This is a genomic window from Proteus cibi, from assembly GCF_003144405.1.
GTDB classification, from domain to species: domain Bacteria; phylum Pseudomonadota; class Gammaproteobacteria; order Enterobacterales; family Enterobacteriaceae; genus Proteus; species Proteus cibi.
In genome coordinates this window covers 142,812-158,181 of sequence record NZ_PENW01000018.1, presented here as the reverse complement: position 1 = coordinate 158,181, position 15,370 = coordinate 142,812, and the positions used below count along the sequence as shown (strand labels likewise).

Genomic DNA, 15,370 nt, shown 5'->3' with positions numbered 1-15,370 from the left:
CAATTATAAGTATAATGATTGGTAGGACGGATAACATTGCGAGATAAAATGATGATCAAACAACGGACATTAAAACGAATTGTACAAGCAACTGGTGTGGGACTTCACACGGGTAAAAAAGTTACGCTTACAATGCGTCCGGCGCCAGCAAACACTGGGGTCATCTACCGTCGTACTGACTTAAATCCACCGGTGGATTTTCCAGCAGACGCAAAATCAGTTCGTGACACTATGTTATGTACTTGCTTAGTAAACGAAGACGATGTGCGTATATCAACCGTTGAGCATTTAAACGCAGCACTGGCTGGTTTAGGCATTGATAATATCGTAATTGAAGTGAATGCGCCTGAAATTCCAATTATGGATGGAAGTGCAGCACCTTTTGTTTTCTTGTTACTTGATGCCGGTATCGAAGAACTTCGTACTGCGAAGAAATTCATTCGCATCAAAGAAACAGTACGTGTAGAAGATGGCGACAAATGGGCAGAAATGCGTCCATATAACGGGTTTAAATTAGATTTTACTATCGATTTTAATCACCCTGCCATTGATGCAAGTACACAGCGTTATAAATTAGATTTCTCCGCTGAATCTTTTATGAGCCAAATTAGCCGCGCTCGTACTTTTGGATTTATGCGTGATATCGAATACCTACAATCTAAAGGATTGTGTTTAGGCGGAAGCTTTGATTGTGCAATCGTCGTTGATGACTATCGTGTTCTCAATGATGATGGTCTGCGTTTTGAAGATGAATTCGTTCGTCACAAAATGTTGGATGCAATCGGTGATTTATTTATGTGTGGCTATAACATTATCGGTGAATTCACCGCGTTTAAATCAGGCCATGCACTGAATAATAAATTGCTCCAAGCTGTATTAGCAAAAGAATCTGCGTGGGAATTTGTCACCTTTGAAGACGAAGCGCAAATGCCTGTGGCATTCAAAGCGCCCTCAATGGTCTTTGCTTAATCCCTGCGAAGGAAAGCACGTTAATTATCGCTAATTAACGTTCATCTTTGGCTGTACTTGTACTCTCTCCGGCAAGTGCAGCCAACCGTTCTAATCTCTCTCTTAACTTCTTAGGGCTTTTCTCAGCCAAATATTTCAATGACTGCGCGCTTTCTAAACTTAAGTGACGTCTCTTTGCCGGTTCTTGTTCTTTTAATGATGATATTAAAGATCTTTTTTCCTGTTTTATTCCTAAAGACGGATTTATTTTGATGTCTATTGAGGATAAGGATGGTAAAATTTCTTGTCTCAATGCAGAAAGTAATGACGGGGTTTCATAACGTAAACGAGTTAACCAACTTGCGTTTGCAACTTCAATAATTAAAATAGCATTGCGATAATTTGCAACACGGCACTTATCTCGCAAAGGAACAGGTAAAAGAGCCATGACGGCACGATTTAATTTTAGTAAAATCGTTGCGCGCTGTTGTATAAGTTGTAATGTACTCTTGTTGGAACCTTCAAGTTCAATGAAGATTTTTTCCAATGATTGTGGGTAACTATCCCGCATAGATTTTGACTCCACAAAATAAAGATTAATGAGCAACGAAGGTTAATGAGCATTATAAGTTTTTGGCGACAGTTTGGCAGACGATATTTTTGGTCGCATCTGCTTTTAGGGATGGTAGCAGCAGGTATTGGAATACCTTCGCTGTTGTCTGCTCATGCCGAAAATCCACAGCAAACAGATACTCCTTCATCTCAAAACCGTCAAAGTCAGGCACTTATTGCGTTTGATAATTTATTCTTACGCCAAAGTGTACAGAATCCTGCTTCATCCTTCACCTTTAATTACTGGCAACAACATGCAGTAAAAAATGTGATCAAACAGCTCTCTTTTGCATTCACCATTAATTCGCCTGAATTGATGGTGAAAGCCAAAGATGAACCGTTACCTGTTTCTAATGTTGCAGCGGTTATGCTCGATACGTTGTATGCCTTATTGACAGAGACGCCATCATCGACACTAAGTAACCTTCCTCTTTCTGGCTATGTTTTAGTACAGAATACAATTTCCTATCATACCGGATTATGGCTTGCACAAATCCGCGGTATTCGCGCAGGGCCTTACCTAACCGCTTAATTGAATCACTTAATCTAATCAGATTATGATTATCTCTGTTTATTGATAGATACAGAGGCTTTTTTCGGCGTTTCACGCCATAAATGAGAATAAAGATTTATGTTAGGTAAAATTGTAACCAAAATTTTTGGTAGTCGTAATGATCGCTCAATCCGTCGTATGCGCAAAGTTGTTGTTGAAATTAATAAACTAGAACCTGCTTTTGAAAAGCTGACCGATGATGAGCTAAAAGCAAAAACAAACGAATTTCGTGAACGTTTAAAAAACGGTGAAAAAGAAGAAGATATTTTACCTGAAGCATTTGCCACTGTTCGTGAAGCAAGTAAGCGTGTCTTCGGTATGCGCCACTTCGATGTACAGTTAATTGGTGGTATGGTTCTAAATGAGCGTTGTATTGCAGAAATGCGTACTGGTGAAGGTAAAACATTAACCGCAACATTACCCGCATACTTAAATGCGCTATCAGGTAAAGGGGTTCATGTTGTTACTGTCAATGACTATCTTGCACAGCGTGACGCCGAAAATAACCGTCCTCTGTTTGAATTTTTAGGTTTAAGCGTTGGTATTAACTTGCCAAATATGGCGCCACCTGTAAAACGCGAAGCCTATAATGCTGATATCACTTATGGTACGAACAATGAGTTCGGTTTCGACTACCTACGTGACAACATGGCATTCAGCCCTCAAGAACGTGTTCAACGTAAATTACACTATGCATTAGTGGATGAGGTTGACTCAATCTTAATCGATGAAGCACGTACACCACTGATCATTTCAGGTCCAGCAGAAGATAGCTCTGAGCTTTATATCCAAATGAATAAAGTCATCCCTCATTTGGTCCCTCAAGAAAAAGAGGACTCAGATACTTTCCAAGGTGAAGGTGATTACTCTGTTGATGAAAAAACACGTCAAGTGAACATCACAGAACGCGGGCTGGTTAAAATCGAAGGGTTACTAGCAGATGCTGGCATGATGAAAGAAGGGGAGTCTTTATACTCACCGGCTAATATTATGTTAATGCACCATGTAACAGCAGCATTGCGTGCTCACGCACTATTTACTAAAGATGTTGACTACATTGTGAAAGATGGCGAAGTGATCATTGTTGACGAACATACTGGTCGTACAATGCAAGGTCGTCGTTGGTCTGATGGTTTACACCAAGCTGTTGAAGCAAAAGAAGGTGTGAAGATCCAAAATGAGAACCAGACATTAGCGTCAATTACATTCCAAAACTATTTCCGTTTATACGAAAAATTAGCAGGGATGACGGGGACTGCGGATACTGAAGCGTTTGAATTTAACTCTATCTATCGCTTAGAAACAATCGTTATCCCAACTAACCGCCCAATGGTACGTAAAGATCTGCCTGACTTAGTCTATATGAATGAGCAAGGTAAATTTGCCGCCATTATTGAAGACATTCGTGAACGTACTCAAAATGGTCAGCCTGTTCTTGTCGGTACCATTTCAATTGAAAAATCAGAAGAGATTTCTAAAGCCCTGACGAAAGCGAATGTTCACCATAACGTGTTGAATGCGAAATTCCACGCAATGGAAGCGGATATTATTGCTAACGCAGGTTTACCTTCAGCAGTAACTATCGCAACTAACATGGCAGGTCGTGGTACCGATATCGTGTTAGGGGGAAGTTGGCAAACTGAAGTGGCTAAACTTGAAGAGCCAACGGAAGAGCAAATTGAAGAAATCAAAGCCAAATGGAAAGAGCGCCATGATGCAGTATTAGCATCAGGTGGTTTACATATTATTGGTACTGAACGTCACGAATCTCGCCGTATTGATAACCAGTTACGTGGTCGTGCAGGTCGTCAAGGGGATGAAGGTTCTTCTCGTTTCTATCTGTCTATGGAAGACTCCTTAATGCGTATTTTTGCTTCAGACAAAGTGTCTGGCATGATGCGTAAATTAGGTATGAATGAAACCGAAGCGATTGAGCACCCTTGGGTAACCAAAGCAATTGCAAATGCACAGCGTAAAGTAGAAAACCGCAACTTTGATATTCGTAAGCAACTGCTTGAATATGATGACGTGGCAAATGATCAGCGTCGTGCAATCTATACTCAGCGTAATGAATTACTGGATGTGGCAGATGTCAGTGAAACTATTGATAGCATTCGCCAAGACGTCTTCACTTCGATGATTGATAACTATATTCCGCCTCAATCACTGGAAGAAATGTGGGATATCGAAGGTTTAACGGCATGTCTACAAAAAGACTTTGATTTAAATTTACCAATCAAAGAGTGGTTAGATAAAGAGCCAGAATTACACGAAGAAACATTACGTGAGCGTATTTTAGAAAAATCTATCGAAGTTTATAAAGCGAAAGAAGAGATCGTCAGTGCTGAAATGATGCGTAACTTTGAAAAAGGCGTAATGTTACAAACGCTGGATTCACTGTGGAAAGAACACTTAGCAGCAATGGATTATTTACGTCAAGGTATCCACTTACGTGGTTATGCACAGAAAGATCCAAAACAAGAGTACAAACGTGAATCGTTCGCGATGTTTGCTAACATGTTGGAATCACTAAAATATGAAGTGATCAGCACACTAAGTAAAGTACAAGTTCGTTTACCTGAAGAAGTTGAAGAGTTAGAGCGTCGTCGTCGTGAAGAAGCCGAGCGTTTAGCTAAACAACAACAACTAAGCCATGAAGTGACAAAAGAGTCTCAAATGTCAGCAGTAGATGGTCAAGTCGCAGCAGGTAAAAAAGTAGGGCGTAACGAACCTTGTCCTTGTGGTTCTGGTAAGAAATATAAACATTGTCATGGTCAGTTAGGTTAATTTATTTTTCATGATAATAGGTGTGTAATGCACTGATTAAAAAAAGACCTGCTTAGTGATAAGCGGGTCTTTTTTGTTATTTACCGATCGTATTCTGTTTTTCATTTTGAAATTGATCTATAAAAACCCCACTTATCATGACAATAAGTGGGGTTGGCTTACAAAAGAATAGGCATTACTCTTTTATATTTGTTATCTATTACTTTTCAGAAATAGAAGATTTTGTATTCACAGTTTCATTGACTTTAACCGGTGATTTTAATGATAAATCACCACCTGCAAGTTGTTTCACTAGATCAATCGCAGATGATTTCAGATCAAGATCTGCACCTGCTTCATATTGATGACCTTCAATATTGTTCAATTGAACGTTGCTACCACCTAAATCAACCTGACCTTGTTCGCTTTTAATTTCAGCACCTGTAAGTTTAGTTGTACCACTTACATTTAATGAAATATCATTTTTGCTTGTTAAGGTGGTGGTTTGAGTCACCGCATCATTATCAATATGAGACACGTTGATATCCGCATTTGCCGTATGACCTTCAGCACCTGTTACGATATTTTTGATACCATTACCTACAGTACTAACGCCTTTATCAATTTTGGCTTTTGTTTCGCCACTGATACCCGTTTTATCTGCGATTGTGGAAGAAAGAGAATTGTATTTATCAGAGATAACATCCGTTGCAGATTTTATACCTGAATCAATAGTTTCTTTGATCGTGTCTTCTAGTAGTGATCCACCTGCTTTGGCTGTTTTATCAACTTGGCTAGATTGAGGATCATTGTTGTGGTTGTAACCGACATTCACATCAACAGTAACATGACGGTCACTGTCTTTTTGGCTAGCCACTGTAAAGTCACCACCCACATTACCTGTTACATTATCCGCAGAAACATTTGCACCAGAAAGAGCGAGGTTTTTGTCGCTATTTATTGTTAATGAGCCAGTTTCTACTGAAGCATTTTGGTGTGTGGATTTTTGTTGATCTTCAACATTGACTAAAACTTTGCCACCAATATCATGAATAGAGGTCGCTGGGTTTTCTTCAGTCACTTCTTTTGGTGTCGTATTAGTTTGTTTGCCATTTAAAGAGATATCAGTACCCCAATTATTTTTGTAATCAGTGGATTGTGCTGATGTCAGCGTAGTATCACCAGATTGAGATGTTAATTGCGTATCTTTACTATTAACTTTAGTCCCTTGAAGATTCACAGAGCTACCGTTAACGGTTAAATTGCCTTGGTTAGCAATTATTCCACCTTCACGAGAGACTGTTTTTTCATCTTGCTGACCAATAGCAAATTCCGCGCCACCTAACCCATTAACTGAAGATGATTTATCTCCTGTTTTTTGACCAAAGCCTGCTTGTAATCCACCAGATAAGTTCTTACCTGTTTCAGTACGTTGAGATTCTGTTGCTTGGAAATCAACTTTGTTAGTTGCTGTCAGAGCAACATCATTTTCACTGGTTAAATGAGTACCTTGTAAAGTCAGATTATGACCTGAATTTAACTCAATACCTTGAGAGCCATTCACTGAACCTGCTTTCGCTGTTGTTTGATCTTTTTGATGAGTAGCACCACCTGCGTTAAAGCCGCCACCGTAATCTTTGCTGTCTGGTGTTGTACCTACTTTCAGGTTTGCACTACCATTGACGTTATGTTGACTTTCAGAGTGGGTATCTGTTGCTTGTGCAAGTGTTAAATCACCGCCAGCATTGATCACCGTTTTGCCATCTTGAGCGTCAAACTTAGCACCTTCATAATGTGCGTCTTCACGAACATTAATGTTGATGTTACCTTTTGAGTCAAATTGGCTACCTTTAGCATGTGTTGTGGTCAAACTAGTATCCGTTGTTTTACCGTCACCTTTAATTGCAACAGTAATATCATTACCTGTTTTGGTGCTTACACCAACTTGACCACCCCCCGTTGTTTCGTGGAAGGACTCTTGGTGTTTATTTTGTGCCGCTTCACTGGTATGAGTGTTAGCCGTTAGTGCAATATCACCTTGGGTAGATTGATATGCGGTACCTTGGTCATGTAACGTTTTATTACTGTCAGTATTAATTTTACCCGCAGTAATGGATGTCGAAACCGCTTGGCTATCGCTTTGTGATTTCTGGCTTCCTCCGCCTTTAATACCGACTTCAACGCCGACATTCGGTGCTTCTAAGTTACTTAAGTTAGCAAGATTGCTAATGGCATCTTTAAAGGTAACTTTTTTATCAATACCTTTGTTGCTGTCAGGGTTGGCAACATCCACACCATTTTCAACGACTTTCTTAATTGGTTGAGTCACACCACTGTAATCAAGATTAACACCCACATCGACACCGATATTTAAGGTATCTGTTTTAGATGTTGCATTGTCATTTGCAGCAAGGTGATTGATATTTTCACCTGGCTCCTTATATGCACCGTCAACTTTGTGTGATGCACCTTGATGCGTCACATCATTGTTTGCAGTAATGGTTAAATCACCTGCAACTTGAGTTTCGCTACCTTTATTTTTGGTGATCTCAGTTGTTGTATGCTGTTTGTCATATTGGAAATCAGCTTTACTACCGATTTTATCAACACCACCAGTGTAGCTAAAACCACCGGAAATGGTTCTATCTGTACTGTCCGTTTCTTTTTTGTTTTCTGTTGAAACAAAAGCAACATTGTCACCAGAAACTGTGGCATTACCTGCGGTTGTTTTTAAATCAGAACCTGCAAAAGTGACATCTTTATCCGCTTGAACTTTAACGTTGCCACCACTAATAGTCGATCCTACTTGTTCAGTTTCAGTGCTATTGTTTTTATTGGATGTATGCGTGATATGAAAACCTGCACTATATTGCTTGTCTTCAACTTCTTTAGCATGACCCGTGATCTCTAATGATGTTTTTTCATCATTAATTCTCGTGGTTTGTTGTGCGGATTTAACGTTGATATCACCTAAAGACTCAATACCTAACTCATCGGCACTTTTAATTAAGCTACCAATTACATTAACATCTTTGCCACTGACCACAGTTAACTCTGCATCCGAAACTAATTCACTGCCGGTTGAATGCTGCTGGTTAGTTTCATTCTTGTGGGAGTTTTTAGTGATATTAAATGCAGTGCCTGTACGTTCATCTGTTTTAGTAATGGTTTCGCTAATCGCATTATCAATAACAACATCACCTTGAGTCGTTTTTACAAAGGCGCCTTGATTGCCTTTTACTTGACTACCGGTGACTTTGACACTGTTATCTGCCGCAAGTAACAGTTGTCCATCAGCCGTTAATTGTGTTGAATGGCTGACTTCTTGTTTGTTGTTATTGTTCTTATTATTACCACCGCCGATACCACCCCAAACAACATGATTGTCGGTTACTGTTTTATCATTGTTGGTATTTTGAACATTAAGATTGATGTTTTCTTTAGCGTTAACAACAATATTCTCATTAGAATGTAATTTTGCACCTTGAGCGGTAACAGAGCCTTCCGCATTTAAGCCCAGCGTTTTACCTGCGGTCAGTTCACTCGCTTTTAAGGTTTCTGTTTGATGGCTATTGCTCCAGCTACCTGTCTCTAAACGAGAAGTATGGTTTCGTTTATAGCCGTTTTCACTGCGATTTTCTTTCTCAACTAATCCGTTGATATTGATATCGTTATTGGCATTAATTGCCAGTGTGTTACCCGCATTAACTTTAGCCCCTTCAAGTGTGACATCACCTTTAGTTGCTGTTAATGTTGCACTGTTTTTGGCATCAATATGGCTACCAACTTGCTGTACTAGCTCTTTTTCTTTGGTCACATCATATTGCCAAGAATAGAACCAGCGATTGTCTGTATCTGTGTCTTTTTGTTGTAACTGTTTGCCATCGACAGTTAAATTAGCGCCTTGTAATAAAATATCATCACCCATTAAATCAGAGGCTTTGATTTGGTTTTTATTATCAGCGACTAAAGTGATGTTCTTACCTTTTAACTCTGTTTTTGTCAGAGTTTGGCTTGAGCCACTGTTATTAACAGCAATACCACCACGGTAATTTTGATAGTTCTCACTACCGTCTTTGTCGTAATTGTCATAACGAACTTGGCTATCTGTTTGAATATTGTCCGCTCTGACACTTAATTCGTTATCAGCAACAAATTTACCTGTTAATTTAACACCACTCCCTTCTGCGGTATTAATGATGCGAATACGACCTGATTGCATACTTCCAAAGAAATAACTATCTAAGGCTGAAGCAGGTTTTTGTGATGAAAGAATATCAAAGCGTTGAGAGAATGTATTTTGACCTGTTAATGCAGAAATCTCTGCTGCTGTTATTTTACCTCTACTATCAATGCGAGGTGCAATTAAATCTAAAAGACCAGGTGCATGTAATCCGTTTTTACCGATAGAAAGTAAATTCGTATTATTAAGTGTGCTATAACCTTTTAATTCACCATTTTCAAACAGTGGATTACCTACAACCAAAGAAGAGCGGCTAGTATTGATAAACCCGCACCCATCACAGGTAATACCATTTGGGTTAGAAAGTACATATTCTGCGGCGATACCAAAAACTTCTTGCTGACCGAGTAAGAATGAAGGGTTACGACTGACAACTTCATTTAAAATTAAAGAAGCGGCTTGTCCATTTAAGTTACTGTTAGCGTTTAGCTGTCCAGCAAGTTGTGATTGTCCTGCCTCTAAAGCGTTGTTAAAAACAGCGCCTGGTTTACCTACATTAAAATCTTGATATTGGTTATGAGAGATACCTTCATTGTTAGGCGTAACGATATTAATGACTTGAGTGCCACCATTAACTGATGAAACATTCGGTCCTTGGTTGCCCGCATCAGGAACAATACCGCCAGCATATGCATTTAGTGATACAAAAATAATCGCTAAAGATGCAGCAAGCCTACCCGAAGGAGAGAGCTTGAAGTTTTTTGATTTCATAGAGTTTTCTCCGTTTATTGCTATGAGTGTGAATCAAAATAAATATGAAAATCTAACTAACACTTGAGTAGGGTCTTTGGTTTTATTGGAATTCGTTTGGTTATAAAGTAAATGCCCCTTGGCGACTTCAATATCGAACTGTGCTTTTTGATATTGGAGGTTTAAGCCTGAACTTAGCCCATAGCCACTACGCCATCCTTCATAGTTACCATGTTGTTGAACACGGCCAGCATCAAGGCCAATTCGAGGGGTGATTGAAAATGTGTTTATCTGATAAGGATAAGAAAGCGTATTGCGCAAATAGCCACCGTTATCGCCAGAAAGCGTGCTCTGATCAAAGCCACGGATCGCGTTTTTATCCGTTAAACTCAGCCATTCCACACCCGGTAAAGTGTCGGGGCTATATTGACCAAAGAAGGCGCTATTGAATAAAAATGTAGAATTCGAGATAGCAAAACGATGTTGCCAATTGGCAAAAAGCTTAACTTTTGTAAAGCGATAGTCATTACCATTGCCATTAGCAACACGAGGTGATTCATCTGCACCAAACCAACCAATGGCTTTCTCAGCACTTAAATTAACGCTGATGACACCACTTGGAATAATGTGTAAATGGTTGATGCCTAGCTCTACCGTTGTAAGTGCCGGGCTACTTAGGTCAAGGCGGATTTGGCTGAAATAGTTACGTATCCGTTTATGCGTTATCTGCATATTTAAGGTATCAATCTGTTTTTGACTACGATAAAAAGCGTAATCTCCTCTTAAACCAACTTGTGTGGTATCACCGGATAAACGTACTGTACGTGTTTGTAATGCTTGATGAAATTCATACTCTGAATAGCTACCAAAAGTGCTGAATGTCAATGCACCATAAGGTAAAGAATAGAGTAGGGTGTAAGCACGATTAAAACGTGTATTGGGATTATCTGTGGTAATGCTGGCATTTAAGCTAACAAAATCAGATAACCCTAATGGGCTGTCTAAGCTTGCATTTGTTCGAACTAACCAGCGTCCTGAGTTTTTTTGCCCATAATTATCACTTGAAATATTCAGATGCCACGGTGCTTGTCGTTGATTGGTGAGCTGAATAATGGAGCCACCTAATTGCGTACCAGGCAATATGTCTAGTTTCACTTTATTCGATTGTAAGCGGTTTGCTTGATCTAGCCCTTGATCCAATTTTGAAAGTTTAAGAGGCTCTCCTTCAACATGAGGGAAAAGTAAAACGGTGTTAACGCCTCGATCACCGCCTTCTATTTTTTCAACAAAACCTTCAATAACATACAACCCAAGTTGTTGCTCTTGATTCGGACGTAAAAATTGAACTCTGGCAGTGATATAACCATGTCGAAGATAGTGTTGAGTTAATTCTTTGACCAAAAGGTTAACGTCAGCACTTTTTATACATTGCTCTGGCAATGGTGTTAAGGAATCAAGATCTTTTTCATTAAGTAAAGTAATTCCTTGAACATAAACTCCATTAATAGGCAAACAATGTTCTGACTCAGTAATAAGTGTGGGGGTAGGTGAAACCTCTAATGCATTTTCTTGAAGTTGTTGATAGCGATTTTGTTCAATAAGTTGATTGATTTCACGTTGGCTATCTTGTAATGCGCGCCGCGATTCTCCCATCGAGCCTAAATAACTGGCGTCATTTGCTGTTAATCCACTGGTTGAAAAGCCACTTAATAGTGTTAATAAAATAACTTTTTTTCTCATTTTACCTCAATATAAAGGTATTAATTCAAATATAAATAATTTTGCTTAAATATAGAAAGATAATAATTAATGTTTTTATATTATCGTTAATTTTATAATAATAAATACCGGGCACTCTCAATATGAAAAGAAATTAAAAATAGATGAAATAAAGATAAATTTTTATCCGTTTCGATATTAAATATCGACATAACTAAAATGATTACTATCCGTGGTAGCATTACTTAAACAAATGATTTATTTAAATGGTGTCTAGTGTATTGATTTTCATAGTTATAATCTTCTTTGTTATTTTTCTTCTTGCTTAAACTATCATCAATTCAGCTATGTTGATTGAGGTTTTTTTATTTTTTATAAGGTGACGGTAAATAATGAGAGGAGATTCGAAAATATAAAAAAGTTAAACGCTAATTATCTTTTCATTTGTTATTTATAAGTTTATTAATGTTTTGTTTTGGAATAAATATTTCATGAATTATTATTTAATCTTAATGAATAAAATGAATGCAAGAAAAGTAAAAAGATTAGGATTTTATTGTTAAAATATTAATCATGATAAAAAGGATGGTTGTTTAAATACCACTTTCATTCTGTGAAAATGTAATATAAATACATGTATTACCACTTGGTTTTATCAATAAAAATTTAAGTTATAAAAAAGAATTTATTAAAGATTGAGGTAAGTGATGGTGATCACGTTAATATATCATTTATTATAAATAGTGTGATTTTCATCCAAAATATACTATTGTTATATTACTAATCGCGTTTAACTGTTATATAACTTAGCGTGTAAATTGTACTATTTCCTGACTATAAGGGTTAAAGTATGTTCTCATCATTTAATGTTTTGATAATATTAAGAGGTTTCTTCAGATTGAAGAAATGGTTTAATATTGATTCTGAACTCGCCTTCTTCTTTCCTGAAAAATAATCCTTTTTTATATCCATCCCAAATAATCTAGTCCTCTTTTTCCATTTTATTTAAATGGGAAGACGATTTTATTTATTTTAATTTTATTATTTAATTTATATTAAAGGTATTATCATGGCTAAAAGAATCGTAGAACCATTCCGCATTAAAATGGTAGAAAAAATCCGTGTTCCTTCAAGAGAAGAACGTGAAGCTGCATTAAAAGAAGCAGGATATAACCCATTCTTATTACCAAGTCATGCTGTTTATATTGATTTATTAACAGACTCTGGTACTAACGCAATGAGTGATCACCAGTGGGCAGCAATGATAACAGGTGATGAAGCTTATGCAGGTTCAAGAAACTATTATGATTTAAAAGATAAAGCCAAAGAGTTATTTAACTACGATTATATTATTCCAGCTCACCAAGGGCGTGGTGCTGAAAATATTCTTTTCCCAGTATTATTAAAATATAAACAAAAAGATGGAAAAGCGAAAAATCCTGTATTTATTTCTAACTTCCATTTTGACACAACAGCAGCACACGTTGAATTAAATGGCTGTAAAGCCATTAATATTGTGACTGAAAAAGCGTTTGATTCAGAAACCTATGATGATTGGAAAGGCAATTTTGATATTGCTAAATTAAAAGAAAATATTGCTAAACATGGTGCTGATAACGTTGTTGCTATTGTTTCAACAGTGACCTGTAATAGTGCTGGTGGTCAGCCTGTTTCAATGGATAATTTAAGAGAAGTTTACGAAATCGCAAAACAACACGGTATTTTTGTTGTTATGGACTCTGCACGTTATTGTGAAAATGCGTATTTCATTAAACAGCGTGATCCTAAATATAAAAATGCGACCATAAAAGAAATTATTTTAGATATGTATAAATATGCTGACGCATTAACAATGTCAGCGAAGAAAGATCCATTGTTGAATATCGGTGGTTTAGTCTCTATTCGTGATAATGAAGAAGTCTTCACACTCGCAAGACAACGCTGTGTACCAATGGAAGGCTTTGTTACCTATGGTGGTTTAGCGGGTCGTGATATGGCCGCAATGGTTCAAGGTTTAGAAGAAGGTACTGAAGAGGAGTATCTACACTATCGTATTGGTCAGGTTCAATATCTGGGGGATCGCCTACGCGAAGCAGGTATTCCAATTCAATATCCTACAGGTGGGCATGCTGTTTTCGTTGACTGTAAAAAACTAGTACCGCATATCCCAGGTGATCAATTCCCAGCTCAGGCTGTAATTAATGCACTTTACTTAGAGTCTGGTGTTCGTGCTGTTGAAATCGGTTCGTTTTTATTAGGTCGTGATCCTGCCACGGGTGAACAAAAACACGCAGATATGGAATTTATGCGTTTAACTATTGCGCGTCGTGTCTATACCAACGACCATATGGATTATATTGCTGACGCACTTATTGGCTTAAAAGATAAGTTTAAAACGCTTAAAGGTCTTGAGTTCGAATATGAACCACCTGTATTAAGACACTTTACTGCTAGATTAAAACCTATCAAATAAATAAGACTCCACAATAATAATGGCTCTCGTGCAATGCGAGAGCCCTATCCTTATTTCAGTAAGGACTAAAAAATGGAAAATAAGTCAGTAAATAAAGAACCCTCAATTATTGTAGGGGGATTTGTGTTGGGCGGCGCAATGATCGGTGCGGGAATGTTTAGCCTACCAACAATAATGTCTGGTGCTTGGTTTATTAACTCACTATTTATATTATTTATTGTTTGCTTCTTTATGTTTCATTCTGGAATTTATATTCTTGAATGTATATCGAAATATGGTGCGGGAACAAATTACTTTCATATATCGAAAGAGTTATTGCCTAAGTGGGCATGTTATCTCGCGAATGCCTCCTTGATATTTGTATTGTATATATTAATTTATGCTTATATTTCTGCTGCGGGTTCGATTATTTATGAAGCTTCATCATTATATGGATTTAATCTAAATCTTAGAGTGATATTTTTTGTATTTACCATAGCTCTTGGAGCAACAATATGGTGGGGAGGCGCTTGTGCTAGCCGTTTAACCTCAATATTTTTATTTATTAAGATTATTCTATTTGTATTAGCATTCTCTGGATTATTCTTTAAAGCGAGAGGTGATTTATTATTTACTGCAACCTTTGAAGGTAAAAGCCAATTATATCTTTATCCTTTTATTTTTATCATCATTCCTTATGCGATAACTTCTTTTGGTTATCATGGTAATGTTTGTAGCCTTTATAAGCTTTATCATGAAAATGAAAGAAAGGTTGTAAAAAGCTGCATTATTGGTTGTGTGTTAGCACTGGTGATTTATTTACTTTGGATGATTGGCACCATGGGGAATTTACCTCGTGAGCAATTTATTACCATTATTCAAAAGGGCGGTAACTTAGATGCCTTTATTGATTCTTTATACACTGTATTAAATAGTAAATATATAGAAAGCTTTTTATTATGGTTTTCTATTAGTGCCGTATTCTGTTCATTTTTAGGGGTAGCAATTGGTCTATTCGACTATATTTTAGCATCACTAAAATTTGAAGATAACAAAACAGGACGCTTAAAATCGGGTGTTTTATGTTTCACCCCGCCTTTACTATTATGTTTACTTTTCCCTAATGGTTTCTTAATTGCGATCGCTTACGCAGGAACCGCAGCATGTGTATGGGCAATTATTTGTCCTGCGGTAATGGCATTGAAAGCACGAGAAAAATTTCCAAATTCTGGCTTCAAAGTGTGGGGAGGTAAAGGGTTAATTTATGCGGTTATCGCTTTTGGTGCGGTTGGGATTATTTGCCAAACATTAGCGCAGTTAGGTTTCTTGCCTATTTACCGCTAATTAATCGAGATAGTCAGGGAAAGAAAACCAGAGTAGCACCGTT

At 37.5% G+C, this 15,370-nt stretch carries 9 protein-coding genes; 6 read left to right on the top strand and 3 right to left on the bottom strand.

Features of this window, described 5'->3' with window-relative positions; translation table 11 throughout:
* Window positions 1-51 precede the first annotated feature (51 nt).
* Window positions 52-969: a UDP-3-O-acyl-N-acetylglucosamine deacetylase gene (lpxC, locus tag DK865_RS10785; protein ID WP_036913397.1), complete on the top strand. Its 918-nt coding sequence runs from the start codon at window positions 52-54 to the stop codon at window positions 967-969.
* A 34-nt stretch (window positions 970-1,003) separates the two neighbouring features.
* Here the strand turns inward: lpxC and DK865_RS10780 are convergent, their stop codons facing one another.
* Window positions 1,004-1,519 (bottom strand): DUF721 domain-containing protein, encoded by a 516-nt coding sequence (locus DK865_RS10780; RefSeq protein ID WP_023581501.1) that lies wholly within the window; start codon window positions 1,517-1,519, stop codon window positions 1,004-1,006.
* Window positions 1,520-1,564: 45 nt separating this feature from the next.
* On the opposite strand from DK865_RS10780, the gene secM reads away from it, so the two are divergent.
* Both secM and secA read left to right on the top strand, forming a co-directional pair.
* Window positions 1,565-2,092, top strand: coding sequence for a secA translation cis-regulator SecM (gene secM / locus DK865_RS10775; RefSeq protein WP_023581502.1), 528 nt, complete (start codon window positions 1,565-1,567; stop codon window positions 2,090-2,092).
* 99 nt (window positions 2,093-2,191) lie between these two features.
* Entirely contained in the window at window positions 2,192-4,900 is a 2,709-nt protein-coding gene (gene secA, locus DK865_RS10770) for a preprotein translocase subunit SecA (RefSeq protein WP_023581503.1), read from the top strand.
* Between the two features lie 199 nt (window positions 4,901-5,099).
* On the opposite strand, the gene hpmA is transcribed toward secA, so the two are convergent.
* Together hpmA and DK865_RS10760 are read right to left on the bottom strand one after the other, a co-directional pair.
* Window positions 5,100-9,833 carry a calcium-independent hemolysin HpmA gene (gene hpmA, locus DK865_RS10765; RefSeq protein WP_109391907.1) on the bottom strand — a complete coding sequence of 1,578 codons (4,734 nt, stop codon included), beginning with the start codon at window positions 9,831-9,833 and terminating at the stop codon, window positions 5,100-5,102.
* 33 nt (window positions 9,834-9,866) lie between these two features.
* Window positions 9,867-11,552, bottom strand: a complete 1,686-nt coding sequence (locus DK865_RS10760) for a ShlB/FhaC/HecB family hemolysin secretion/activation protein (protein ID WP_023581505.1) — start codon at window positions 11,550-11,552, stop codon at window positions 9,867-9,869.
* Between the two features lie 829 nt (window positions 11,553-12,381).
* Between DK865_RS10760 and tnaC the strand changes: the two genes are divergently transcribed.
* The 3 genes from tnaC (at window position 12,382) to DK865_RS10745 (ending at window position 15,327) form a co-directional block, all read left to right on the top strand.
* Window positions 12,382-12,486: a tryptophanase leader peptide gene (tnaC, locus tag DK865_RS19070; RefSeq protein ID WP_071788547.1), complete on the top strand. Its 105-nt coding sequence runs from the start codon at window positions 12,382-12,384 to the stop codon at window positions 12,484-12,486.
* Between the two features lie 114 nt (window positions 12,487-12,600).
* Window positions 12,601-14,004: a tryptophanase gene (locus DK865_RS10750; protein ID WP_023581506.1), complete on the top strand. Its 1,404-nt coding sequence runs from the start codon at window positions 12,601-12,603 to the stop codon at window positions 14,002-14,004.
* Between the two features lie 72 nt (window positions 14,005-14,076).
* Window positions 14,077-15,327 carry an aromatic amino acid transporter gene (locus DK865_RS10745; protein WP_023581507.1) on the top strand — a complete coding sequence of 417 codons (1,251 nt, stop codon included), beginning with the start codon at window positions 14,077-14,079 and terminating at the stop codon, window positions 15,325-15,327.
* Window positions 15,328-15,370: the final 43 nt, after the last annotated feature.